Annotated in this window: 24 protein-coding genes and 1 tRNA gene; 11 read left to right on the top strand and 14 right to left on the bottom strand. The window is 59.5% G+C overall.

Annotation, left to right across the window (positions count from 1 at the left end; all coding sequences use genetic code 11):
• Positions 1–41 precede the first annotated feature (41 nt).
• Positions 42–389: a DUF2493 domain-containing protein gene (locus WH299_RS14680; RefSeq protein ID WP_339550625.1), complete on the top strand. Its 348-nt coding sequence runs from the start codon at positions 42–44 to the stop codon at positions 387–389.
• An 18-nt stretch (positions 390–407) separates the two neighbouring features.
• On the top strand, positions 408–1,229 hold the full coding sequence (locus WH299_RS14675) for a hypothetical protein (protein ID WP_339550623.1): 822 nt from the start codon (positions 408–410) through the stop codon (positions 1,227–1,229).
• On the opposite strand, the gene WH299_RS14670 is transcribed toward WH299_RS14675, so the two are convergent.
• Positions 1,226–1,915 (bottom strand): tellurite resistance TerB family protein, encoded by a 690-nt coding sequence (locus tag WH299_RS14670; protein ID WP_339550622.1) that lies wholly within the window; start codon positions 1,913–1,915, stop codon positions 1,226–1,228. The genes WH299_RS14675 and WH299_RS14670 overlap by 4 nt on opposite strands.
• Positions 1,916–2,040: 125 nt before the next feature.
• On the opposite strand from WH299_RS14670, the gene WH299_RS14665 reads away from it, so the two are divergent.
• Entirely contained in the window at positions 2,041–2,568 is a 528-nt protein-coding gene (locus WH299_RS14665) for a DinB family protein (protein WP_323623705.1), read from the top strand.
• Here WH299_RS14665 and WH299_RS14660 read toward each other — a convergent pair.
• Positions 2,540–3,013, bottom strand: coding sequence for a GFA family protein (locus WH299_RS14660; protein WP_122727160.1), 474 nt, complete (start codon positions 3,011–3,013; stop codon positions 2,540–2,542). The two genes, WH299_RS14665 and WH299_RS14660, sit on opposite strands and share 29 nt — an antisense overlap.
• Before the next feature lie 196 nt (positions 3,014–3,209).
• Here WH299_RS14660 and WH299_RS14655 point away from each other — a divergent pair, with 196 nt between their 5' ends.
• Complete coding sequence (locus WH299_RS14655) at positions 3,210–3,491, top strand: hypothetical protein (RefSeq protein ID WP_028616250.1); 282 nt, start codon at positions 3,210–3,212, stop codon at positions 3,489–3,491.
• On the opposite strand, the gene WH299_RS14650 is transcribed toward WH299_RS14655, so the two are convergent.
• The 3 genes from WH299_RS14650 to WH299_RS14640 all read right to left on the bottom strand — a co-directional run bounded on the left by WH299_RS14650 (position 3,469) and on the right by WH299_RS14640 (position 5,055).
• Entirely contained in the window at positions 3,469–4,140 is a 672-nt protein-coding gene (locus tag WH299_RS14650) for a DsbA family oxidoreductase (RefSeq protein WP_339550621.1), read from the bottom strand. The two genes, WH299_RS14655 and WH299_RS14650, sit on opposite strands and share 23 nt — an antisense overlap.
• Before the next feature lie 184 nt (positions 4,141–4,324).
• Positions 4,325–4,681, bottom strand: coding sequence for a hypothetical protein (locus WH299_RS14645; RefSeq protein WP_122727167.1), 357 nt, complete (start codon positions 4,679–4,681; stop codon positions 4,325–4,327).
• A 287-nt stretch (positions 4,682–4,968) separates the two neighbouring features.
• Positions 4,969–5,055, bottom strand: a tRNA-Leu gene (locus WH299_RS14640).
• 427 nt (positions 5,056–5,482) lie between these two features.
• Here WH299_RS14640 and WH299_RS14635 point away from each other — a divergent pair.
• Positions 5,483–6,088, top strand: coding sequence for a cysteine hydrolase (locus WH299_RS14635; RefSeq protein WP_123477577.1), 606 nt, complete (start codon positions 5,483–5,485; stop codon positions 6,086–6,088).
• 39 nt (positions 6,089–6,127) lie between these two features.
• Here WH299_RS14635 and WH299_RS14630 read toward each other — a convergent pair whose 3' ends face one another.
• The 6 genes from WH299_RS14630 to pstS all read right to left on the bottom strand — a co-directional run bounded on the left by WH299_RS14630 (position 6,128) and on the right by pstS (position 11,242).
• Entirely contained in the window at positions 6,128–6,718 is a 591-nt protein-coding gene (locus WH299_RS14630) for a hypothetical protein (protein WP_122727172.1), read from the bottom strand.
• Positions 6,718–7,416, bottom strand: coding sequence for a hypothetical protein (locus WH299_RS14625; RefSeq protein ID WP_122727174.1), 699 nt, complete (start codon positions 7,414–7,416; stop codon positions 6,718–6,720). Before WH299_RS14625 ends, WH299_RS14630 begins: the two co-directional genes overlap by 1 nt.
• 27 nt (positions 7,417–7,443) lie before the next feature.
• The gene (gene pstB / locus WH299_RS14620) at positions 7,444–8,205 is read right to left on the bottom strand and encodes a phosphate ABC transporter ATP-binding protein PstB (protein ID WP_010210300.1); all 762 of its coding nucleotides are present in this window, start codon (positions 8,203–8,205) and stop codon (positions 7,444–7,446) included.
• Between the two features lie 76 nt (positions 8,206–8,281).
• Positions 8,282–9,175: a phosphate ABC transporter permease PstA gene (pstA, locus tag WH299_RS14615; RefSeq protein ID WP_028616256.1), complete on the bottom strand. Its 894-nt coding sequence runs from the start codon at positions 9,173–9,175 to the stop codon at positions 8,282–8,284.
• Positions 9,175–10,140 (bottom strand): phosphate ABC transporter permease subunit PstC, encoded by a 966-nt coding sequence (gene pstC, locus WH299_RS14610; protein ID WP_016978032.1) that lies wholly within the window; start codon positions 10,138–10,140, stop codon positions 9,175–9,177. Before pstC ends, pstA begins: the two co-directional genes overlap by 1 nt.
• Before the next feature lie 73 nt (positions 10,141–10,213).
• Entirely contained in the window at positions 10,214–11,242 is a 1,029-nt protein-coding gene (gene pstS, locus WH299_RS14605; protein ID WP_016978033.1) for a phosphate ABC transporter substrate-binding protein PstS, read from the bottom strand.
• Positions 11,243–11,427: 185 nt separating this feature from the next.
• Between pstS and ppk2 the strand changes: the two genes are divergently transcribed.
• On the top strand, positions 11,428–12,345 hold the full coding sequence (ppk2, locus tag WH299_RS14600; protein WP_028616257.1) for a polyphosphate kinase 2: 918 nt from the start codon (positions 11,428–11,430) through the stop codon (positions 12,343–12,345).
• A 13-nt stretch (positions 12,346–12,358) separates the two neighbouring features.
• On the opposite strand, the gene treS is transcribed toward ppk2, so the two are convergent.
• From treS to WH299_RS14585, 3 genes are all read right to left on the bottom strand, one after another.
• The gene (gene treS, locus WH299_RS14595; protein ID WP_339550620.1) at positions 12,359–14,422 is read right to left on the bottom strand and encodes a maltose alpha-D-glucosyltransferase; all 2,064 of its coding nucleotides are present in this window, start codon (positions 14,420–14,422) and stop codon (positions 12,359–12,361) included.
• 43 nt (positions 14,423–14,465) lie between these two features.
• A complete protein-coding gene (locus WH299_RS14590) occupies positions 14,466–17,492 on the bottom strand; it encodes a YobI family P-loop NTPase (protein WP_339550619.1) in 3,027 nt (1,008 codons plus the stop codon).
• Between the two features lie 82 nt (positions 17,493–17,574).
• The gene (locus WH299_RS14585; RefSeq protein ID WP_122727183.1) at positions 17,575–18,348 is read right to left on the bottom strand and encodes an AraC family transcriptional regulator; all 774 of its coding nucleotides are present in this window, start codon (positions 18,346–18,348) and stop codon (positions 17,575–17,577) included.
• A gap of 187 nt (positions 18,349–18,535) precedes the next feature.
• On the opposite strand from WH299_RS14585, the gene WH299_RS14580 reads away from it, so the two are divergent.
• Genes WH299_RS14580 through WH299_RS14560 form a run of 5 tightly spaced genes read left to right on the top strand, consistent with a single transcriptional unit; the run spans position 18,536 to position 24,960 of the window.
• Positions 18,536–20,155: an APC family permease gene (locus WH299_RS14580; protein ID WP_122727185.1), complete on the top strand. Its 1,620-nt coding sequence runs from the start codon at positions 18,536–18,538 to the stop codon at positions 20,153–20,155.
• A 14-nt stretch (positions 20,156–20,169) separates the two neighbouring features.
• Positions 20,170–21,096 carry a 4-hydroxyproline epimerase gene (locus WH299_RS14575; protein WP_126570336.1) on the top strand — a complete coding sequence of 309 codons (927 nt, stop codon included), beginning with the start codon at positions 20,170–20,172 and terminating at the stop codon, positions 21,094–21,096.
• Between the two features lie 42 nt (positions 21,097–21,138).
• Positions 21,139–22,086: a dihydrodipicolinate synthase family protein gene (locus WH299_RS14570; protein ID WP_123477591.1), complete on the top strand. Its 948-nt coding sequence runs from the start codon at positions 21,139–21,141 to the stop codon at positions 22,084–22,086.
• 60 nt (positions 22,087–22,146) lie between these two features.
• Positions 22,147–23,718, top strand: a complete 1,572-nt coding sequence (locus WH299_RS14565) for an aldehyde dehydrogenase (NADP(+)) (RefSeq protein WP_339550618.1) — start codon at positions 22,147–22,149, stop codon at positions 23,716–23,718.
• Between the two features lie 3 nt (positions 23,719–23,721).
• Entirely contained in the window at positions 23,722–24,960 is a 1,239-nt protein-coding gene (locus WH299_RS14560; RefSeq protein ID WP_339550617.1) for an NAD(P)/FAD-dependent oxidoreductase, read from the top strand.
• Positions 24,961–25,121: the final 161 nt, after the last annotated feature.

Here is a 25,121-nt window from a genome sequence, read left to right as displayed (position 1 = left end):
CGGTCGCCCGGCCGCCACCGTGCAACACAAGGAATCACCTTATGCGCGTCTTGATCTGTGCAGGTCGTCATTACGCCGACACCAAAATGTCCCGCCAAGTGCTGGACGCTTACCACCGCCTGCGCCCGGTGCAGGTATTGATCCACGGCGGCAACCAATTCCTCGGCAGCGACGTCGAGGACTGGGCACGGGAACTGAGCATCGACGTGGTGCGCTACCCGCCCAATTGGCAACGCCACGGCAAGCAGGCGGAACGCCAGCGCAACCATTTCATGCTGACCGACAGCCGCCCGGACGTGGTCATCGCCCTTCCCGGTGGTGACGACACTTCCGAGCTGGTCTGCCAAGCCAAAGCCAGCGGCATTTCGGTGCTGACCGTAGAAAGCTGAATTCATGCGAGGTGCATCATGCACAAAAAACACACGCTACCCCGCCAGGACGGGTTCGCCAAATACCGTGCGCGTCACTACCGAGGTGCGCGTCATACTCTGTTGCTGCTACCGCCGGCCAAGCGTCGCGCGTTGCAGCGCAACCTGATCTTTATCGGACTGACCCTGGGCATCCTGTTGACGATTGCTTTGCTGTCCAAGGCCAATGCGGCCGGTGGTTCTTACGTGGTCGATGACGGCGCGATCAATGCGCCGGGCGAATGCAATGTCGACGCCTGGCACACTGCCAACCGCCACGATGGCAGCACTCACACTGAAACGCTGTCGCCTGCCTGCACCTTTGCCGCGCTGCCTACGGTGCAATGGGGCGCAGCCCTGTCCCGCGCTACCAGCGCAGACAAGGGCGAAACCCAAGTGAACCCACAGCTCAAGGCGCAAGTATGGTCGCGGGAAGATCTGGGGCTGGAAATGGCCGTGTCAGCCGGTGCGCATTTTGCACACGACCGCCGACATGGCTTTGATGGCGCCGACTTCAATATCCCGTTGACATGGCAGCCGCTGGAGCCATTGCGGTTGAACCTGAATGCCGGTTGGTCCCACGCCTACAACGACGGCGACCAAAAACACCGCCTGACCTGGGGCACTGGCCTTGAGTACCAGGTGGCGCATTCATTGACGCTGATCGCCGAGCGTTACGGCCAGGATGGCGGCGACCAGGCATGGCAGGCCGGGCCCAGGTTTCACGTCGGCGAATTTGTCGACGTGGACCTGGTGGTCGGGCGCAGCCTGATCGGTGAGCGCGCGCAATGGCTCACCACCGGGGCCACATTACGGTTCTAGGCCTTGGCTTGTTGTTCCAGCTGCAGTTGCAATTGTGGGTCGATTTGCAACTGCCCCGCCAGCTCATCGAGGTAGTTGCGCTCGGCGTCCTGCTGGTCGTCCACCAGCATCACACTGGCCAGGTACACCTCGGCCGCCATGGCCGGGTCACTGGCGAACTCGGCAAAATCCGTGGCATCCAGAGGCTTGGCGACTTCGGCGTCGAGCCACTGTTGCAGTTGCGGGTCGTCGGTATGGCGGCCCAGCTCACTGGAAATCAGCTGCTTTTCTTTGTCATCAGTGCGGCCATCGGCTTTGGCGGCGGCGATCAAGGCACGCAATACCGCGTGGCTGTGGGCTTCTGCTGCGGGACCGTCAAGCTGGTCCACCGTCTGCAAGGCTTGTTGCGGCGCAGTGGCCTGCTGGCGTTGCCAGGCTTGATAAGCCTGGAATGCTGCCATTCCGAGGGAGGCCAGCGCGGCGTAGTTCATCCCACCGGAACGCCCTTGCGCGGGACGAGTGCCCGTGGTGCCACCCAACATGCCACCCAGACCGCCCAATAAATCACCCAGGCCGCCACCGGTTGATGCATTGCCCGTACTGGTGCCTTTCAATAACCCACCGAGGAGCCCACCCAGTCCGCCGGATGACGCACTACCGCCTTGCCTGGCGCGCAAGAGTTGTTCAAGTAAATCACTGGTGTTCATGGTGTCACCCTCCGAGGGCGCAGCGTTGGCGTCTATCAACCATAGCCCGGCCTTGCCGGAACACCATGACCACCGGGCGGGTACGGCCTATCATGACGCTATCGCGACTTCCAGAGAAAACCCAAGTGAACCGGACTGAGCACATCGCACTGATGGCAAATTACAACCAGTGGATGAACCGCAAGCTCTATGACGCGGCCCTGACACTGACGGACGCGGAGTTGGCGAGGGATCGACAGGCGTTTTTCGGCTCGATCCTCGGTACGCTGAACCACTTGGCGCTGGGCGATACCGTCTGGCTCAAGCGTTTTGCGCAGCATCCAGCAGGCTACGCAGCATTGGCTCCGCTGAATGCAGTTTCTGCCCCTGCCGATCTCAAACAATTGGCCTTCGCGGATATACGCGAGCTGGCAGCCCATCGCAGCTGGCTGGATCATCTCATTGTCGATTGGAGCCACACCGTGCAGGAGATCGACCTGGACCATCGCCTGCATTACAGCAACATGCGCGGCGTGAACGCCGATAAAAACTTCTTCAGCCTGTTGGTGCACTTCTTCAATCACCAGACCCACCACCGGGGCCAGGCCACGACCTTGCTGACCCAGGCGGGGTTGGATGTGGGCACTACTGATTTGCTGGCGTTGATCGACTGAACTCGGCGTAGGCCTGCATCAAGCGCGGAAATTCCTGAGGCTCGGGCAACTGAGCAAAGCTTTCCACCGCTGGGGTGGAGGCCCACGGCAGCTTCTCGCGGGTCCAGGTCTCCATGAACGGCACGTAACCGCTGGCGTTATCCAGCAGGGCGGCGCGCACGTTGACGAACTCATCGATGCCGTGGGGCCGAGTGAACAGCCAGCTCATGCAATGGGGACAGAAATAATGGCGATCCACGCCCTGCATACCGCCGATCACCGGGCAACCCTGGGTCACCGTGAAGCCGCTGGCGGGAATCAGCGCGCTCAGTGAGAACGCGCTGGCAGACATCTTCTGGCAGCCGGTGCAATGGCAGGCCATGGTGATCACCGGGGCGGCACTCACGCTGAAGCGCACACGCTCACAACGGCAACTGCCCTCGTATGGCAGGGAATCGACGCTCATCATTGCTTCCTTATTCTGATGGGTAGCGTGGCAGGTTAGCCTCAGGTGCCAGGCTTGAACAGGCCTATAGCCAAAACCGAACGCTGTCTGGTTGTTGGGGTCGTAACCCTAGGTGTCGAGGTTTTTCAAAACCCCGCCCTCCCCGCGCGCATCGTGGGTCTACCGATGTGCGTACCCCCAAGAAGGAGACGCTTACATGGTCATTCACTTCAAGGTTGCAGGTCACTTGGCCTGTGGCCACCACGGCACCAACCTCCCTTCCAGCACCGAGCTGAACCGGGTCAAATGCCGTACCTGCCGCAATACCGATGCCTATAAAGAAGCGCGTCGGACCCAGCGCAACGCCGCTCGCCGTGCCAATCGAAAAGCCAAGACTCAGACCCACGTTGACTGGCGCAGCGCGTGGACGCAGCGCCTTACCGACCTGCCAGGTTTGCAGCGTTTGCCACGCGGGTTCAGTGGTCAGCCGTTCGTGTAATCAGTGCGCCACCTGCTATTTGCCTGATGGCTTGTTCGTATTCCTCGACGGATTGTGAGCCAGCCACCAGGTGACGCCCATTCAGTACCATGGCCGGGACAGAACTGACACCGCGCCTGAAATAAAAGTCTTCAAGCTCGCGGACTTCAACGGCGAACTCCCCGCTGTCCAGCACTCCTTGAGCGCGTACCGTGGAGAGCCCGGCGTCACCGGCAAGACGTACCAAGGTGTCGCGGCTGCTGATGTTCTCCCCATCGCTGAAATGCGCCTTGAACAGAAGGTGCTTCAACGCCACTTGGCGACCGTCAACTAACGCCCAGAGCAACAGCCGGTGGGCGTCGAAAGAGTTGTAGAAATGAGTACGCCTCGCCAAGTCGAACGTGAAGCCCAAGGCATTGCCACGGGCGATCACCACGTCATTGCGCGCGGCAACTTCGGCTTCGGTACGGCCATATTTCCGCATCATGTGTTCGACAGCATTTTCGCCCTCGGGCGGCATATCCGGGTTCAGCTCAAAGGGTTTGAACGTCAGCTCCACCGCAACTTCGTCCGCAAGGTTAGCGATCGCCTGCTGCAACGCTACAGCGCCGAGTGCACACCAAGGGCACATCACATCCGACACGAAGTCGATACTGACAGGACGCGTCACGATGTGGACTCCACCAGGTTATTGCGCGATTCAGTTCTATTTACACAGGGCATCAGACGTTCTCCAGTTCACACCCTGCCGAAATGACGGGGCGGCGAATGGGATGAACTCTAGGAGGTTGTGCTGGGTGAATAAATGCGAGGCGGAGCACATCATTTGTACTTCGAAGTAATCAATCGACCTATCACTCAAAGGTCACTGTGCGATTCGTGAGGATGGCCTCCAAACTGGCGGGCTCTACACCCACATCCGTTTTCCGTCTGATCTCTTCCAACCCCAGCTCTATCCGATAGTTGCAAAGATGATCAAAAAGCCTGTCGTGAGTTTCCGAGATCGCCTCCCCTTTATTTTTCGCGAACAGGATATGAAGTACCGCCATCATGGGGAGTGAAAGGCACTCATCCGAATCATTCTCGAAAAAATCCTCCAACTGCGCGGATAAAACCTCAAGCCACTGGTCGCTCAAGTTACAAGGCAGCGTCGACTCCGGCCCAGTTTGCATGACCTCTGTAGAGAACGATTTAAGCAAATCTTCAGACATGAGCAGACCCTCAATAAAGGTGCCCAAGTTAATACCGCGACAGCGGCCCTGTGGAAGCACTGTCAGCGTCAGAAACGTCCTGATTTCTTGAGTGTTATTTCGTACGCGCTTTGACTAAATCTTGAAATCACAGCTAAGTACCTGTTCAAAAAGACTCGTCAGCGTTTTGGTGGGCTCAGCGAGGGGCTGGAGTACATCCGGCTAAAAACCTGGGCACAAAAAAACCTGCACTAGGCAGGTTCTTTGCGGGCTTCAGCGACGTCCTGGGAGGTCGTGAAACCAAATGATGGTGCCCGAACCCGGAATCGAACCGGGACGCCCTTACGAGCGGGGGATTTTAAGTCCCATGCGTCTACCAGTTTCGCCATTCGGGCGGCAGCGCGTGTTGCAGGGTTGGGAATATATAGATCCAGTCGCTTCGACGCAAGGTCGCGGGGCAGCTTTCTTGCGTCAGCAAGTCGGTAAAAAAGCTTGGTAGATCAGTGAGCTAGGTAAGCATCTGGAGTAAAAACCGCAATATCATCCAACTACGTGCGTCACCTGACCCGCTATCGTGGCGCCCTCCCAACGCAATGGACACCACGCGCCAGGAAGCAGGTGAAGCGTGCGTCCCCGTAACTACTCGACGACAGACTCCGCCGCTGGCGCTGATTTCTTGAGTGCCAGCGCCGGGTCAGGCACTTCGACCTGGCCACTCTCTGGATGATTGAAATAGCGGGTCATTGCACTGTCCTTGTGGGGGTTGATTCAGTGAATATACTCTGAAGGCTCAAATCCAGTGACACCTCTCGGAGCCTCATCATGAATCCAAACGCCACCGCACTTGTCCTGATTGAGTTCCAAAACGACTTCACCACCGCAGGTGGCGTGTTTCATGACGCCGTCAAAGACGTGATGCACCAGTCCGACATGCTGGCCAACACCGCGACGACCGTGCAACAGGCACGCGCGCTGGGCGTGAAGATCATTCACCTGCCGATCCAGTTCGCTGAGGGCTACCCGGAACTGACGACGCGTGACTATGGAATCTTGAAGGGCGTTGCCGACGGCGCAGCTTTCCTTTCCGGCAGTTGGGGCGCCGAGATGACCGAGGCGATCAGCCATGAGCCCGGGGATATCCTTGTGGAAGGCAAGCGCGGGCTGGATGGCTTTGCAACCACGGGTTTGGACTTGGTGCTGCGCAACAATGGCATCCAGAACCTGGTGGTGGCGGGATTCCTGACCAACTGCTGCGTCGAAGGCACGGTTCGATCAGGTTATGAGAAGGGTTATAACGTGGTGACGCTGGCCGACTGCACAGCGACGTTCACCGACGAACAGCAAAAAGCGGCCGAAAACTTCACGCTGTCGATGTTCTCAAAGGTGTTGCGGCATACTGAGTTTCTTGGGGCGTTGAACACCCAGTAAACAAGAGGGGCGACTGATCAATCAGTCGCCCTTCTTGTTTCATCCGTTCAATGTCAGCCCTGGATAAACCGGTACCGGCACCTTGTGCCTCTGCGGCTGTTGGCGAGCCAGCTGCGCCTGGACCTGTGCAACAGCCTCCAACACACGCTGCGCCCACTGCTCATCTTGCGGGTCCACGACCACCACGCGAAACCCGTGGTCGAAGCCTTCAAGCTGAACGCCTTCGGAATCATCAACATGCAAATCGATATCGAAGGCCGGAGGGAATTTTGACGGTGTGCTCGTCAGCCCGCGTTCGGTCAGGGCCTGGTTATGTCGCACGCTGTTGACCACGCCGTCGACATGGATGCCGTACAGCAACAACCAACGGCGGATGTAGGACGGCGTGCGGCCGGACGAGGTGTAGACCCAGACACTGCAGCCCTGGCGACGCAGTTCACGGGTCAAAGAGCGCGTTCCGCTGCGCAGGGGCTCACCCAACCAACGGTGCACGCACGCCGGCAAGCGGCTGTGTTCGGTCGCACTGTGGTGGAGCTGGCAGGCCAGTGTGTCGTCGATGTCGAACGAAATACGGATTCGCTGACGCTTGAACACACGCTTGATCGTGTCGAGCACTGGGTACCTTCCCATCAATGGCCCCCTGGGTGGGTGGGCGCTGGTGTGTCGCTCAGGAAAAACTCGGTTGGGTCTGGGGCGTTATCTTCCAGGAACGCTGCGTATTTTTTCTTGATCTTGGGCAATTCATACAAGGCCAGGACGCCATGCTTGGCGGAGTTGCGTATCACCGAGGACGGGTTGAAATAACCCTCGGCGTTGTCCAGGGTCAGCACAAACGGTGGCAACCCCTCGCGCATCAGCAGGTAACTGACGATCAGCGACCCACTGCGGTGATTGCCTTCAATGAATAACTGCGGCTTGCTCAGGACCCGCACGTAGACACCGGCTGCTCGCTTCCATACGGATTCGTTATGGTGCTTGCAATACCAGTTGTACAGATCCTTGATGCCACCTTCGACATTGTTGAAAAAGTGCACTTCGGTCGCCGCCAGGTGCTGCGCGTATTCCTGCCGGCGTACCGGGTCTTTGCCACAGAGCACCGTGGCATTGATCTCCAGCATCAGGTTCAGTTGCTGGAGATCGAACAGGTCGACACCGCGCGCAACATAGTCGTCAATCAGGGCATAACCTTCAAGCACATTCTGCAGCACTTCGTCTGTCAGCGGGTCGCGTGGCTCGGTGAAGTCCCGGCTGAGCTGGGCAAAACGGGCCTGGACCTCACGCAGTGCGCGTTCGATCGCCGCCAGATCAAGACGATGTGTTGCAGGCATTGGTATTCCTGAAAACCGGTGCATGGGTCAGCTGAACTTGCCGCTGATGTAGTCCCCGGTCATTTGCTCACGCGGGTTTTCAAAAATCTGCGCGGTCGGGCCCATTTCCACCAGATAACCGGTACGGGTGCCCTGGGAGATGTCCACCGAGAAAAACGCCGTGGTGTCGGCCACACGGATCGCCTGCTGCATGTTGTGGGTGACCAGCGCGATGGTGTAGTCCTTTTTCAACTCGACCATCAGCTCTTCGACACGGCGCGTGGCGATAGGGTCGAGCGCCGAGCAAGGTTCGTCCAACAGCAGCACTTCCGGCTCGGTCGCGATGGCGCGGGCGATGCACAGGCGTTGTTGCTGGCCGCCGGACAGCGAGAGGCCGCTGACCTTGAGCTTGTCCTTGACCTCATCCCACAACGCCGCGCCTTGCAGCGCGTGCTTGACGCGGTCGCCCAGGTCGCCCTTATAGCGATTCAGGCGCAGGCCAAAGGCCACGTTGTCAAAAATGCTCATCGAAAACGGGTTCGGCTGCTGGAACACCATGCCGATGTAACGGCGTACGACTACCGGATCCACGCCCTTGCCGTACACGTCCTGGCCGAGGAAATGCACGTGGCCTTCGAAACGGAAGCCTTTCACCAGGTCGTTCATGCGGTTGAGGCTGCGCAGCACAGTCGACTTGCCGCAGCCGGACGGGCCGATGAAGCCGGTGATCTTGTTTTTTTCGATTGGCACATGGCTATCACGCACCGCCATGAAGTTGCCGTAGAAAATCTTGTCCAGCTTGCAGTCCATGACCACAGGTGCCTGGGTGACAAACGGAGCGGCTTTTTGCGCAGTTGAGACGTTCAAAATTCAGGTGCTCCCGTTCTTAGTACTTGGGCTTGCCGAAAATACGGCTCACGATATTCACGACCAGCACGATCATTACCAGCACCAACGAGGCCGCCCATGCGAGCTCGAGCTGGTTGTCGAAAGGCATGCCGGAGAAGTTGTAAATCAACACGGCAAGGGACGCCGTCGGATTCATGACCGCCAGGCTGCCGTCGTGGTAGATCCAGTAGTTACTGAACAGCGCGGTAAACAACAGAGGTGCGGTTTCGCCGGCGGCACGTGCTACAGCGAGCATCACGCCGGTCAGGATCGCGGGCATGCCGGTGGGCAAGACGATTTTCCAGATCACCTGCGAGCGGGTGCAGCCCATGCCGTACGCCGCGTCCTTCATGATCTTGGGCACCATCTTCATCGACTCTTCAGCCGTCAGCACCACGATTGGCAGCATCAGCACCGCCAGCGCCACACCACCGGCCGGCGCCGAGTAGGTTCCAGTGGTCATCACCACCAAGGCGTAGGCGAACACACCCGCCAGGATCGATGGCAAGCCGGTGAGCATCTTGGCGGCAAAGCGTGAGGCGTTCGCCAGTTTGCTGTCCGGGCCCAGTTCCGCAAGGAAGATGGCGGCCAGGATGCCGACCGGCACGGCGATGGCGGCAGCGATACCGACCATCACGAACGTACCGGCCATGGCATTACCGAAGCCACCGCCGGTCTCGAAGCCGGTGGGTGGCAGTTCAGTGAACACTTCCAGGCTCAGGCGTGCGCCGCCACGGGTGATCAGCATGTAGAGCACGGAAATCAGCGGCACGCTGGCCAGCAGCGCACCGAGCCACACCAGCGTGGTCAACACCAGGCTGCGCAATGCGCGACCTTCGAACCGACGCTGCAGGCTAGGCATGGCGGTGATAGGCGTAGAGAGATCAGTCATTATTTGGTACCCCGCTGGGCGTAGACCATGATCATCGAACCGATGATGTTCACCAGCAGCGTGATAAACATCAGGACCAGTGCGGCGTACATCAACACTTCAATTTCATTCGGGCCGGCTTCGGGGAAGTTCAGCGCCAACAAGGCCGCCAGGGTGTTGGCCGGTGCAAACAGCGAAAGCGAGATGTTGTTCGCGTTGCCCACCAGCATGGCCAGGGCCATGGTTTCACCCAGGGCGCGACCGAGGCCTAGCACGAGGGAACCGAAGATGCCGGTCGCGGCGGATGGCACCATCACCTTGAGAATCGCTTCCCAGTGGGTGGTGCCCATGCCGTAGGCGGCCTGCTTGGTTTTCATCGGCACACCGGTGAGAGCATCCTGGGAAACAGCGGCAATGGTCGGCAGAATCATGATGGCCAGCACCAGTGCCGCCGGCAGCAGGCCCGGTCCGCTCAGGGATGTGCCGAAAAACGGGATCCAGCCCAGTTCAGTGTTCAGCCACGCAGTCAGCGGGCGGATGGCCGGGATCACCACATAAATGCCCCAGAGGCCGTAGACCACGCTGGGGATGGCTGCGAGCAGTTCAACGATGGTGCGAAACACCGCCGCGAGTTTTGCCGGCAGGAAATCCTGGGTGAGAAAAATCGCCATGCTGACGCCGAAAAAACCTGCGATCAACAACGCGATAAGGGCGCTGTAAAGCGTGCCCCAAATAGCTGGCAGAATGCCGTACTTGCCTTGGTTAACGTCCCAGACACTGCCGAACAGCACATCAAAACCGTGCTTTTCCATGCCGGGAAGTGCCTTGCGTCCTACTTCGAAGACCAGCGCGAAAACCAGCGCCAGCACCAGCACTACGCCTATGCGTGCAAGTGCACGGAAGGTGCGGTCAACCAGGAAATCCTTCGTAGAGGGTGGCTGGCACGCAGAATCCGGGTTAACCGGTACGACAAAAGGTGTGTTCATTGGCTAATTCCGGAACAAGGGGGGAACGCTACCGGCATGGCTGACAGCCCATGCCGGGAGCGGCCTGGCGGCCTTACTGGATGTTGGCGGAAGCTTTGCGAACTTGATCGACAACCGATGGAGGCAGTGGGATGTAGCCCATCGAATCGGCGATTTTCTGACCTTCGGTCAGGCTGTACTCGACCATTTCACGCATGGCTTTGGCTTTGGCTGGGTTGCCGTTGTCCTTGCGGAAGATCATCCAGGTGTAGGAAGTGATCGGGTAGGACTTGGCGCCATCCGGGTCCGGCAGCCAGGCCACCAGGCTTTCCGGCATTTTCACCGCAGCCAGGGCTTCGGCGCCGCTTTCGGCGTTCGGTACCACATATTTGCCGGCCTTGTTCTGCAGCTGGGCAAAGTCAACCTTGGCCAGTTTGGCGAAGCCGTATTCGATGTAGCCGATCGCGCCTGGGGTCTGACGCACAGTGGCGGTCACACCATCGTTCTTCGGCGATTTGATGAACTTGTCGCTGGCAGGCCAGTTGACGGTGTTGCCTTCGCCAAGGTCTTTCTGGAACTCAGGGTTGATCGCAGCCAAGTGCTTGGTGAACACAGCGGTGGTGCCGCTGGAGTCTGCACGTACGACTACGGTGATCGGCATGTCTGGCAGTTTCAGCCCTGGGTTGGCGGCAGCGATCTTCGGATCGTTCCACTTGGTGATCTTGCCCAGGAAGATGTTGGAGTACACATCGCGTGGCAATTTGAGCTCTTTAGGATTGCCCGGCAGATTGAACGCCAACACGATTTCACCGGCAGTCATCGGCAGCAGTTGCGCGCCTTCGGCAACCTTGGCGATGTCTTCGTCTTTCATGGCCGAGTCGCTGGCGGCGAAGTCGACGGTTTTGTTCAGGAAGTCCTGTACGCCCGCACCGCTACCTTTGGATTGGTAATCAACGGTGACACCCTCGGTTTTCTTGCTGAAATCCTTGAACCAGGTGAGGTAGATCGGGGCTGGGAAACTCGCACCGGAACCGGTGAGGCGGATGCTCTCGGCAGCAAACACCGAGGTGGCACTGAGAGAAACCGCAACGGCGAGTGCAGCAGACTTCATCAGACGTTTCATTAAGGAAAATCCTTGTGATTTCGGGCCCGGGAACTCTGCAACATTCTTGTTACGGTTTTATGAACGTGGAGTGGCAAAACGCCTGGTTGTCCCCCTCTCCCACCGCAATCACGGCATTTGATGTCATTGGTTAGTAACAAAATGCGACTAAGACTTTGCCATCCCCCACCACGCGAGTTCCGCCCATGTCCTCAATAGAAGATGCCTTGATGCAGCGCATCCATCGTGAATTGCTGGATCACAGTGACGAAGAGCTGGAACTGGAGTTATCCGAAGACGGGCACGACCTCAACGCGCTGTTTGACGAGCACGTCGGTGAAAGCGCCGAGAAAGCCGCGCGCAGGATTTATTTCAGCGAACTGTTCCGCCTGCAAGGCGAACTGGTGAAATTGCAGAGCTGGGTGGTCAAGACCGGTCACAAAGTGGTGATCCTGTTCGAAGGGCGCGATGCCGCCGGTAAAGGAGGCGTGATCAAGCGCATCACTCAACGCCTGAACCCAAGGGTCTGCCGAGTCGCGGCCCTGCCCGCGCCGAATGACCGCGAGCAGACCCAGTGGTACTTCCAGCGCTACGTTTCGCACCTGCCAGCCGCCGGCGAAATCGTGCTGTTCGACCGTAGCTGGTACAACCGCGCTGGCGTCGAGCAGGTCATGGGGTTTTGCAACGCGGACCAGTACGAAGAATTCTTCCGCACCGTGCCCGAGTTCGAGCGCATGCTCGCCCGCTCCGGTATCCAGCTGATCAAGTACTGGTTTTCCATTTCCGACCAGGAACAGCATCTGCGCTTTCTCAGCCGCATCCACGATCCGCTCAAGCAATGGAAGCTCAGCCCCATGGACCTGGAGTCACGTCGGCGTTGGGAAGCCTATACCAAAGCCAAGGAAATCATGCTCGAGCGCACCCACATCGCCGAAGCGCCGTGGTGGGTGGTACAGGCCGATGACAAGAAAAAAGCCCGGCTCAACTGCATCCACCATTTGCTTGGGCAGATGCCGTATGAGGAAGTCGAGCTACCGGTGATCGAACTGCCGCAGCGCGTGCGGCAGGAGGATTACTCGCGCAACCCAACCCCGCCGGAATTGATCGTGCCCCAGCTCTATTGAGCTTGGGGGGTGGTCACAGTGGTGAACTGCTGACCACCCGCAGTGCCAACCCTTCGTACGCATCCAGGGTGATGGTGAATTCACCCTCCGCCGTCAGGTCGCCCTCCACTCTCTCGTTGATGATGTCCACCACCATCCCGGCAGCGATATCCGGCAAATGCAGGGTTTCGGTGATGGGTGTAGCACCGAAGTTCAGCGCGGTAATTTGCGTGCCTTTGCCGGCCGGTAATTCATGGACCATCACCAGCAACGCCGAGTTTTCAACCTCCGGCACTAAAATTTGGCGGCTGGCGGCGATGTCGTAGGCACGGCGCACAGCGAGGATTTTCTGCAGTTGCGAGGCGAAGGACTCAGGATCCTGCAACTGGCTGTTCAAGCTGCCATAAAGGCTTTTCGAACGCGGCATATGGCCCGCCGAAAGCTCCGCATCCGGATTCAGGTCCACCAGGTCATAAGCCCCGCGATGAATCCAGCGGGTATCGCCATCCTGCATCAAGTGCTCGACCTCTTCAGCCGCCAGCGGCAGCGCGCCCACCAAGTCCCAGCCCGACAAGGCAAACACGCCCGGCTGCATCGCGTTGTACATCACCAACAGTAAATGGATCTGGCGGATCTGCTGGATATCCGCAGCGGTGATCGCCTCCAGATCTCGAATGCCCAGCGCCGCCGTGATAATGCTCGCGGTGGTGCACGACACGCCATTGGTCACGAACTTGAGGTTATACGGCGCGTGCTCACCGGCCAGACGCTCGTACATCTGTTCGCGAATATGCTCACGCAGGATATTGCCGGGGAAGGTCTGCCCCTGGTACAGGAACGTGTCATGGGCGTGCAGGGTCCAGAAATGCACCAACTCCAGCGTCAGCTCATCGTGGTTCTGCAACGCATGGATCAGCGAGCCTGGGTCGATGCCCTGGCGGTGCATTTCGCGCAGCATCAGGCGCAGGAACTCGGCATCGCCCATCAGCAGCGCGTGCTGGTACGCAGGGCGGGTGATGAAGTCATAGGACAGGTCGGCACCGCCATGGGACATCGAGGCAATGTCGTCCACGGTGAGGTTCAACTCCTGAAAACTGAAACCGCCGGCCTTGCGAATCGCACCGCCGAGCAACTGGTTGCCGGTGATCGACAGTGGATGGCTCTCGGACCAGGCCGTGCCGTCCAGCTTGCGCTCCACACCGAGAAAACCATTGGCGTCCAGGCGCAGGATCTTCGCGCCCATCACGTCGATGGCGTGCAGCGCATCACCGATGATCATCTGCTGTGCGGCAAAAGTCGGGTCCAGCCAGTTCAGCGAAGGCTGGCCTTCCTTGAAGTAATGCAGGTACACCCAGCGACGCGGCTTGCCGTCCACGCCCAGCACTACGTCCGTCGCGCTCCAGTCGGTTTCCTTGACGCCGGGTTCGAAGAAGATCACCCGCTGCAACTGACCGACGATGTAGTGTTTGTCACGCAACGCATCGACCTGGGCGGGGCTGAGGTTCTGCGCGTCACGGCCTTCAGCGACGTCGGGCAACAGCGCCCAGTCCTCCTCGCGGATTTCTACCATGTGGTACAGGCCGGGATAGTCCTCGTAGGCCATCTCGGCCAGGCGGAAATCCGCGCCCTTGCCGGTGTGGGACGGGATCACATCGTCGATGATCACCGCATTGTGTGCCGCCGCCATGCGCGTCAACGCTTGCAACTGCGCCTCGGTGCCCAACTGCGGGTCGATCTCGAAACTGATGCGGTCGAAATTACCATCGATGGTTGGCGTGTGCTGCGTGCCCTTCAGGCCGCCGGACTTCTTCAGCGGGCCATTGTGGATACCCTGGATGCCGATCTTCGACAACGCATGCCACAGCCCCTCATCCCCCAAAGCCTCCAGCACCGTACCGCCCTCGCGGGTCACGATCGACGCCGGGTACGCGGTAAACCACACCGACGACAGGGCCGAAGCATCACGGGGCCGGGTCTGCGCGTATGGCTGTTGCCACAACCGGCCCTGGCCCGAATAGAGCTTGGCGCGCTGGCGTGCCGCGTGCAGCATCGATTGTTCCACCAGCCAGTTCACATGGTTGTTTTCAGCCGCGGTCATATGCCTGTTACCTGTTGTCGTGAATGAGCCCGACGCGGAGGTATCAGGTATCGGTAACACCGGTCGTAGTCATATGAGGCGTAGTGGCGCGATTCGTTGCATCGAATTCAAGCTTACGTTGCTCAAAACGCTCAGCCTCAGGTTGGCTGGCGTTATTTTGGACAATGCTACTGATTTCCTCCGTGTAGGGCAGGAAGGTGGAAGCAACAAGCATCCCCCAGCGCACGTCGGGGACGTCACTCAAGATATCAATCGATTTCAGGGTGGTGGTAGACAGCAACAGCTTGAGCGTGTCATTGCGTAGTACCGGGTCCTGAAGCAGATATAGTTGTAGTTCGTGATTGTGCTCGGGATGAAGCGTCCAGAGCGTGTCGGCCAAGGCCTCTGCGTTACGCTCAATGAACGTGCTCAAAACCGCCCTTTCGGGCTTATTGCTGTACCCAACCTTGGGCAGTGCGAAAATACTCTGGCGAGGGCTGAACAGAGGGATAGCTCGAAAATACGTCCAGGCTGCCTGCGATTTGCCACTGATCCTTTCAGCATTTAATAAAAGCGACCAGATAGCTTCGGGCGTGCCTTCCAGTGCCGTCAATGGACACACTGTGTGTTCAAGCAATGAGGCAACCTGATCTGGCTTGTCCACCGCTGCGGTGAGCAACTTTGCCAGGGACTCAGCGGACTCATCCAACACTTCGCTTTGGCTGAGCAATTCCTCGATAAGCGTATGCGGGGCGTGAACCAACAGCTTTTCCATACCGTCCAACTCCAGGGCCAATAGCCGGCGGTAGGTGATCAGTTCGTTATTGCCTGACGCTGTTTCAAACGTTGAAAAAATCAGGCGAAGCATATCCAGTCGAGGTTCGACAAACCCCAGACTCACTAACTGCTTGAGGTCATCTGAGCGGGTTGTATCGCTGAGGTTATGAAACAGAACAGGTTGTTCATGCAACCATTTCCAGGCACCTTCGCTCTGTGCAAGCAGTGGGACTAAATCGGTAACGTCCGGCAGTTCTTGAACACTGTGCAGAATGCCCCTGCCGCCCTCCCCCAATGCTGCGACCTGATCGGGGCTCAAGCTGCTGAAAATGATGCAAAGCAAAGCCTGTCTTGGCCCGCTCGGCATAGATATCACCAGCTGCTCCAACATCATGGGAGTTGTCTCGTAGATAGCCTGAATTAAGGCGGGTGCATGCGTGCTCAGCAAAAGTGAATCGGCCATCTCGGCAAAGCGGTCCATGTATTGAGGCGCCGCGTTGAGGATCGTAGCCAGTTTTCCAGCGTGGGGCCCTTCATCCGAAGCGCTGCTTTGGCTGCACAGGTATTCAACCAATCCTGAGATCAAGCCGCGCCCTTCTTCCAGGGAATCATGTTCAAGTTTGCCAAGCACCCTCGCAGGGTCGTTGACGACGGTCATAACCTGCGGAGACTCGCCTCGCCGTAAGGCCAGGATAAGGTTCTTGTCATCTTGCGTCAGAGCCCCTTCATAAAAGAAGCTCAGGTAATCGTGGTAATCAGTATCAAAAAAACCGCTCCGCATCATATCTATCACGGCTTCGAGTCCAGTCAGCTTCTGGGCTAGAACATCGCCGTACGCTTGCCTTGCTGCAACTTTGAACGTCATTCGCTTGGCCCGTACATGCTTAGTTCTGAGCGGTTCGATTTCCCGCTCTAGAAACTCTGGTGCCATGTCCGCGTTGCGGTCCTGGAAGTAACGGATATCGAATTCGATACTACGTACCTGCTCAGCTCGCCACGTAGGAAACGCGGTGAATATCGAATAGATATCCCCACTGCGCTTGATCAGTTCGGCAAAAGCTTCCGGGTACAAGTTGCGCACGACCACCATCGCAAACAGCTTGTTTGCGTCAAGAACCACGCCACGGTCGCCGAGCAGGCTGGAGAAAATGTCAAACTCATTGACGATATTCTTGATCAGCCTCATCTCATCAATGTACTCGCACACAGTCTCGATCAACTCGCGATCAAGACGCCCGATCACAGGTTTAAAGCGCTCTGCCCCCAACAAGTCCATCATCTTTTCCCCGGAGTTCTCCGAGCTGACGACGGGAATCACGGGTATGACCAGGTCGAAGAACTTGGTCTTCTCACCCACTGAGAACAATTCATCGCGGATGGCATAGATGAAATACACGGGACGCTTGATTTGCGGGGACTGCCTGATTGTGAAGTTGATTTCGCGCAACCGAAAAAACACATCCTGAATACCAAACCGGTCGAGATCCTCAATAACCACTACATCGATATCGCTGCGCTCAAAACAGTAGATGATTTCGTCGACGTGCTTATGCAGTACGGACCCATGATGAGTCGCTTCGAGCTTTCCGCCTTTCAGCGTCAGGCCATCAATGCTGAAGAGCGAGAGGTACATCAGCACAGAATGAAGAATGTACAGGCTCGACGCACCTGCAACCGCCAGAGCGATCCAATCGGGTAACCGCATGAGTGCTGGAACAAGCCAAGCGGGGTCGATTTTCGGGAGCATGTTGACGGAGGGCAGATACATTCGCAGAACGCTGACAATCAGCAATGCAAAGAACACCGTGTGCAGCGCAATGCTGGAATTGGAGGCTTGTACGATGCGCTTCAATCGCGTTTTCGGCAGTTTTTTCGCAGGGACGGCATACAACAGTTGCTGGACGATTGTCTCTTCAATACGCGACATAAGATCGGGATCTGTTTCGCACCCGGCTGGACTTTCCTTAGTAAAGGTCGCCAGTGAAATCAGAACATGTTTGTACGCGGGGTGGCGATCAAAAAAGGTCCTGATAACACTACTCTTACCTGCACCATAGCCACCCGTTAGCGCAATATTACGAACCTGCTCATTTTGCAGCGCGTGCAGAAACACACTCTCATAGCGATCCGCTTGACTGCCCTCAAGCAACGCAGGCGTCAGTGGTTCAAAAGCCCCGGAATTCTTGGGAATGGCCTTATCGGCGTTCCAGGTTTTGAGAAAGGCGTTGAAACTGCGTTTTAACCTGCACACTAGTCCTTGAGTCACTGAGTCATCCTGTTTTGCAATTAACGGTGCGGTGCGAATGCGCGCCATGATAGCTGATCGCCACCCAGCAGTCCCGCCCGGCTCCTTGAAGGCAAAGAACCTATCCCCAAACAGCAATCCGTTAGATGAATTACTCGCCCGCGCCCCCCGTCGCCTGCCGATACTGCCTCGGGGTAAACCCCGTCGACGCCTTGAACTGGCGGGTAAACGCGCTGTGGTCGGTATACCCGCACTGCAACGCCACTTCGGTGATCGGTAGGTCGGTGTGCAACAGCCGGTGCGCATGCTCCAGCCGCACTTTCTGGATCATCTGCCGTGGCGTGAGGTGGAACACGCGCTTGCAGTAGCGCTCCAACTGCGCCACCGAAATCCCTGCGATCCGTGTCAATTCACCCAAGGGCACACGACGGTTGAAGTGCGCGCGGATGTGCGCGTCCACGGCGGCCAGGCGCTGGTACGCCGGGTGGCTTTCGCTGGCGGTTTGCAGGTCGACCGAGATACCGGCCAGGCCAATGATCGCGCCCGAATGGTTGTACAGCGGCCACTTGTGGGTCAAACACCAGCCGGGTTCGCGGGTGCCGTACAGGTGCAGTTCCAGCTGATCTTCCAGCACAAAGCCCTGCTCCAGCACGCGCCGGTCCTGCTCGGTGTAGCCCGGCCCCAATTGCGCAGGAAAGACTTCGGCACTGGTCTTGCCCAGCAGCGGTTGCAGCTTCTTGAGGCCGCAGCGCTGCACCAGGGTACGGTTGGCGAGCACATAGCGGGCCTGGGTGTCCTTGATGAAAATCGCTGCATTGGGGATCACGTCCAGCATCGGCAATAGCTGCGCGACAATGTCCAATAACTGTTCGATGTCTTGGGGGTTGCTCCCTTGGCAAAGGGTCGCAAACGCGCTCTGCATCATGACGATTGATCCCCATTGTTGGCCTGGACGGGTAGCAGATTGCCCGATGCCCGGCGCCCTGTCGAGCCACCCAAACTGTGCTGAATTCGTCATCGATGCCAGCAAAAAACATCAATCGCGCCGCCGTTCATGAGTTCACTGTATGGCCACTGCATGCCTATCCAATAACTCACAAGAAGGCGACGCTATGTCAGCTCAAGGCAAGTTCAAGAAACAGCTTTCCCTGATGGACCTGACCTTTATCGGGTTGGGTGCCATCTTTGGTTCGGGCTGGTTGTTCGCAGCCAGCCACGTATCCGCAATCGCAGGCCCGGCGGGCATTATTTCCTGGCTCATCGGTGGTTTCGCAGTACTGCTGCTGGGCATCGTGTACTGCGAACTGGGCGCCGCATTGCCGCGTGCCGGCGGCGTGGTGCGCTACCCGGTCTACTCCCATGGCCCGCTGTTGGGCTACTTGATGGGCTTCATTACCCTGATCGCGTTTTCCAGCCTGGTGGCCATCGAAGTGGTCGCCTCGCGGCAGTACGCGGCGGCGTGGTTTCCGGAGCTGACCAAGGCCGGTTCCAGCGACCCGACCACCCTGGGTTGGCTGGTGCAATTCGCCCTGCTCTGCCTGTTCTTCGTGCTTAATTACCGCAGCGTGAAGACCTTCGCCATCGCCAATAACCTGGTCAGCGTATTCAAGTTCATCGTGCCGCTGTTGGTGATTGGCGTGCTGTTCACCTTCTTCAAACCGGCGAACTTCCAGGTGCAGGGTTTCGCGCCGTTTGGGCTGTCGGGCATCGAGATGGCGGTGTCGGCCGGCGGGGTGATTTTTGCCTACCTGGGGCTGACGCCGATCATCTCGGTGGCCAGTGAAGTGAAGAACCCGCAACGCACGATTCCAATTGCCTTGATCCTTTCGGTGTTGTTGTCGACCGCGATCTACGTGCTGCTGCAAACCGCCTTCCTCGGTGGCGTGCCCACGGAAATGCTTGCCAATGGCTGGGCCGGGATCAGCAAGGAACTGGCGCTGCCATATCGGGATATCGCCCTGGCGCTGGGCGTGGGCTGGTTGGCCTATCTGGTGGTGGCCGACGCCGTGATCTCACCCAGTGGCTGCGGCAATATCTACATGAACGCCACACCTCGCGTGGTGTATGGCTGGGCGCAGACCGGCACGTTCTTCAAGATTTTCACGCGTATCGATGAGAAGTCCGGCATTCCACGGCCCGCGCTGTGGCTGACCTTTGGCTTGTCGGTGTTCTGGACCCTGCCGTTTCCGTCCTGGGAAGCACTGATCAATGTGGTGTCTGCGGCGCTGATCCTCAGCTACGCCGTGGCCCCGGTTACTGTCGCCGCGCTGCGTCGCAATGCCCCGCAGATGGCGCGGCCGTTCCGGGTCAAGGGCATGGCGGTGCTGGGCCCGCTGTCGTTCATCATCGCCGCGCTGATTGTGTACTGGTCTGGCTGGGGCACGGTGTCCTGGCTGCTCGGCCTGCAGATCCTGATGTTCGTGGTGTACCTGCTGTGCGCACGCTGGGTGCCGACCGCACACATCAACCTCAAGCAGCAAGTGCGCTCGTCTGCCTGGCTGATCGGCTTCTACGCGGTGACCATCCTGCTGTCCAAACTCGGCAGTTTTGGCGGCATCGGCGTGATCAGCCACCCGCTCGACACGATTGTCGTCGCCGCTTGCGCACTCGGCATTTACTACTGGGGCGCAGCCACTGGCGTGCCGGCTCACCTGGTGCGGCTGGAACACGAAGCCGATGAAAGCGAAGCGGTCGACGAACCTCACGCGCCGCTGACACCCGCGACTTACTGATTCAGGAGCCTTTTATGAAGCGACTGCATGTGATCGACTCCCACACCGGCGGCGAACCGACGCGCCTGGTCATGAGCGGTTTCCCGGCGCTGAACGGCGCCACGATTGCCGATCAACTGCACAGCCTGCGCACTGAGCATGATCAATGGCGCCGCGCCTGCCTACTGGAGCCGCGTGGCAATGACGTACTGGTGGGCGCGCTGTATTGCGAGCCCGTTACGCCAGGCGCGATCTGTGGTGTGATCTTCTTCAACAACGCCGGTTACCTCGGCATGTGCGGCCACGGCACCATCGGCCTGGTTGCGTCGCTGCACCACCTGGGGCGTATCCAGCCCGGCGTGCACACGATCGACACGCCCGTTGGCCCGGTGGCGGCCACGCTGCACGAAGACGGCAGCGTAACCCTGCGCAACGTGCCCTCCTATCGCCTGCGCCAGCAGGTGCCGGTGGAAGTGCCGGGACACGGCGTGGCCTACGGCGATATCGCCTGGGGCGGCAACTGGTTTTTCCTGGTGTCGGACCATGGCCAACGCTTGCAGATGGACAACGTGGATGCGCTTACCGACTACACCTGGGCGATGCTCAAGGCCTTGGAAGAGCAAGGCATTCACGGTGTAGACGGTGCACTGATCGACCACATCGAGTTGTTCGCCGATGACGACCTTGCCGACAGCCGCAACTTTGTCATGTGCCCCGGTAAAGCCTACGACCGCTCGCCCTGCGGCACCGGCACCAGCGCCAAGCTGGCCTGCCTGGCCGCCGATGAAAAACTCAAGCCAGGTGAAACCTGGACCCAAGCCAGCATCACCGGCAGCCAATTCGAAGGCCGCTATGAATGGGACGGCGAGCACATCCGCCCCTTCATCACGGGCAGCGCCTACATGACCGCCGACAGCACCTTGCTGATCGACGAGCGCGACCCTTTTGCCTGGGGCATCTGAGCCCTTCCCTGTTTGTACTGAACGTTCCAAGGAGTTAGAACAATGAGCGACAACATCTTCACCGGCTGCATCCCCGCCCTGATGACCCCGTGCACCGCCGAGCGCAAGCCGGACTTCGACGCCCTGGTCGCCAAGGGCCGCGAGTTGATCGATATCGGCATGAGTGCCGTGGTGTACTGCGGCTCCATGGGCGACTGGCCGTTGCTCACCGAGGCCGAACGCCAGGAAGGCGTGGCACGCCTGGTGGCAGCCGGTGTGCCAACCATCGTTGGCACCGGTGCAGTCAACAGCCGCGAAGCCGTGGCCCATGCCGCCCATGCGGCCAAGGTCGGCGCCCACGGCCTGATGGTGATTCCGCGCGTGCTGTCCCGTGGAGCGTCGGCCACCGCGCAAAAGGCGCACTTCTCGGCCATCCTCAAGGCCGCGCCGAATCTGCCGGCGGTGATCTACAACAGCCCCTACTACGGGTTCGCCACCCGCGCCGACCTGTTCTTCGAACTGCGCCGCGAACACCCGAACCTGATCGGCTTCAAGGAGTTTGGCGGCGGTGCCGACCTGCGCTACGCCGCCGAACACATCACCTCCCAGGACGATAACGTGACCTTGATGGTCGGCGTGGACACCCAGGTGGTGCACGGCTTCGTCAACTGCAACGCCACCGGCGCCATTACCGGCATCGGCAACGCGCTGCCTCGGGAAGTGTTGCAATTGGTGGCCTTGAGCAAAAAAGCCGCCAAGGGCGATGCCAAGGCCCGTCGCCAGGCCCGAGAACTGGAAGCCGCGCTGGCGGTGCTGTCGTCCTTCGATGAGGGCTGCGACCTGGTGCTGTATTACAAGCATTTGATGGTGCTCAATGGTGATAAAGGCTACGCCCTGCACTTCAATGAAACCGACGCGCTCAGCGACGCGCAACGTCGTTACGCCGAAAACCAGTACGCGCTGTTCCGCCAGTGGTACGCCAACTGGTCGGCGGAACAGAACGTCGCCTGACCCCTTGCGCGCCGCTGCGGTTCTCGCAGCGGCCAACCTCTTTTCTACCAGGACGATCCCATGACTCTGACGGGCAAAATGCTGATCGGTCAGCACGCCACTACCGGCAATCGCGAGGCGATCCGGGCGATCAATCCCGCGACCGACACCCCCCTGGAACCGGCCTATCCGGGCGGCGACGGCGAACAAGTGGCCCAGGCGTGCGCTCTGGCGTGGGCAGCGTTTGATGGGTACCGCGAAACCTCGCTGGAGGTCCGAGCCACACTCCTTGAGACCATCGCCGCGCAAATCGAAGCCCTGGGTGATGAGCTGATCGAACGTGCCGTCGCAGAAACCGGCCTGCCCCACGCACGCATTCAAGGCGAACGCGGGCGTACTTGCGGCCAACTGCGCACCTTCGCCCGCACCGTACGCGCCGGGGAATGGTTGGATGTACGAGTGGACCCTGCACAGCCGAAACGACAGCCGCTGCCTCGCCCAGACCTGCGCCAGCGCCATATCGCGCTGGGCCCGGTGGCCGTGTTTGGTGCGAGCAACTTCCCCCTGGCGTTTTCCGTGGCGGGTGGCGATACCGCCTCCGCGCTGGCCGCCGGTTGCCCGGTGGTGGTCAAGGCCCATGGCGCGCATCCAGGCACCAGTGAACTGGTGGGCCGGGCGGTGGCGCAAGCCGTTCAGGCCTGTGGTTTGCCCGAGGGCGTGTTTTCGTTGCTGTACGGTTCAGGTCGCGAGGTGGGGATTGCGTTGGTCACCGATCCGCGCATCAAGGCAGTTGGCTTTACCGGCTCGCGCAGCGGTGGCGTGGCGTTGACCCAGGCGGCGCAGGCACGGGCAGAGCCAATTCCGGTGTATGCGGAAATGAGCTCAATCAACCCGGTGTACCTGTTCCCAGCCGCATTGGGCGCGCGCGGCGAAGCGTTGGCAAAAGGCTTCGTGGCGTCGCTGACCCAAGGCGCCGGGCAGTTTTGCACCAACCCTGGGTTGGTGATCGCGGTCCAGGGGCCTGCGCTGGATCGCTTCATCAGCACGGCGAGTGACATGCTGCGCAACTGTGCAGCGCAGACCATGCTGACCCCCGGTATTTTCAGCGCCTTCGACTCTGGCGTGGCCGTACTGACAGAACACGCCAAGGTGGCGGCAAAAGGGTTGCCAGCAGAAGGCCCCAACAGAGGCCAGGCCCACTTGTTCGTGACTCAGGCTCAAGCGTTTTTAGCGAATGAACACCTGCAAGCCGAAGTCTTCGGCGCCGCTTCATTGATCGTCGTATGTGCCAACGGCGAGGAGATGCACCAGGTTTCCGAACACCTGGAAGGCCAACTGACCGCCACCCTGCAGATGGATGACGACGATCTGCCAAGCGCCAAAGCCCTGCTGCCGGTGCTTGAGCGCAAGGCCGGTCGCCTGCTGGTCAACGGCTGGCCGACGGGTGTGGAAGTCTGTGATGCCATGGTTCATGGTGGGCCCTTTCCCGCCACATCGGATTCGCGCAGCACGTCGGTGGGCACGGCGGCGATCCAACGGTTTTTGCGCCCCGTGTGTTATCAAGACTTCCCCGATGCACTGTTGCCTGCCGCGCTCCAGCACGGCAACCCTTTGCTGCTGCGGCGCTTGCTCGATGGCCAGAGGGAGGCGTAGGCCATGTCCGATCCGGATATCATCGTGGTCGGCGCCGGCATCATCGGCGTCGCCTGTGCCCTGCAACTGGCGCGTCAGGGGCGCCAAGTACTGGTGGTCGACCAGCAGGAACCCGGTATGGGCGCGTCGTACGGCAACGCCGGGCACCTGGCGACCGAGCAAGTGTTTCCCATCGCCGACCTATCGATCCTCAAACGTTTGCCCGGCATGCTGCTGGACCCCATGGGCCCGCTGCGCCTGGATTGGAAATACCTGCCGCACGCCCTGCCCTGGTTCGTGCGTTTGCTGCTGAACCTGCGTCCGGCGAATTATCAACGCACGGTCGCGGGTATCCGCGCGCTCAATGAAGGCAGCCTGGGCGCCTGGCAGCGCCTGCTGCACAGCATAGGGCGCTCGGAGTTGCTGCGTGAGGATGGCTCGCTGCTGGTGTTTGAACGGGCGGATTCACGGGAAGCCCTCAATGCCTTGCAGCAGCGCATGCAACGGCAGCAGGTGCCGGTGGCGTTCTGGTCCGGCGATGCCATACGCGGGGCTGCACCGCAGTTGAGCGACAACATTCAGGGCGGGCTGTTTTTTCCCGGCACCGGGCACTTTCTTAATCCTTACCACGTGGTCTGCGAACTGGTGCGGACAGCCAGGGCTAGCGGCGTGCAGTTTCTTAACCGCCAGGTGCTGGATGGCCGCGTCGACGCACAGGGCATCTCACTCTCCACTGACCAGGGGCTGCTGAGCGCGCGTCAGGTCCTGATCGCCTGCGGCGCCCATTCGGCCAAACTGACCGCCGCCCTGACCGGCAAAAAAGTCCCGCTGGACACCGAGCGCGGCTACCACCTGATGCTGCCCCATGAACACCACCGTCTGCCGTTTGCGGTCACCTCCCTGGAGCGCAAATTCATCATGACGCCCATGACCGACGGCTTGCGCCTGGCCGGCACGGTGGAATTCGCCGGCCTGGATCGCCCTGCGAATATGGAGCGTGCCTGGCAACTGCATCGGTTGAGCAAGGGGTTGTTTCGCGAGGACTTGAGTGCAGAAGGTGCAACCCCGTGGATGGGGTTTCGGCCGTCGTTGCCAGACTCACTGCCAGTGATTGACCGAGTGTGTGACGGGAAGGTGCTGCTTGCGTTTGGGCATCAGCATTTAGGGCTGACGCAGGCGGCGGTGACGGCGGAGTGGGTTGGGGAGTTGGCGAGAGTGGGCCAGGCACCGTCAGTGGCCCCCTATCGCCTGGACCGATTCTGAACTCTCTGTAGTGAGCAGGCTTGCCCTGCGCTGGGCTGCGAAGCAGCCCTAAACCCAGACGGCCGATGTCCGACTGAAGAACTGCGGTGCCTGTAGTGGGGGCGCGCCCCCGCCCCCCGCCGCGCGGACCGACGCAACCCCACACCACACATGAAAACCCC

It is taken from the genome of Pseudomonas sp. MYb541, from assembly GCF_037479595.1.
In the GTDB taxonomy this organism is placed as follows: Bacteria; Pseudomonadota; Gammaproteobacteria; order Pseudomonadales; family Pseudomonadaceae; genus Aquipseudomonas; species Aquipseudomonas canadensis.
The sequence above is the reverse complement of the archived record's forward strand: the minus strand, read 5'-3'. Positions and strand labels throughout refer to the sequence as shown.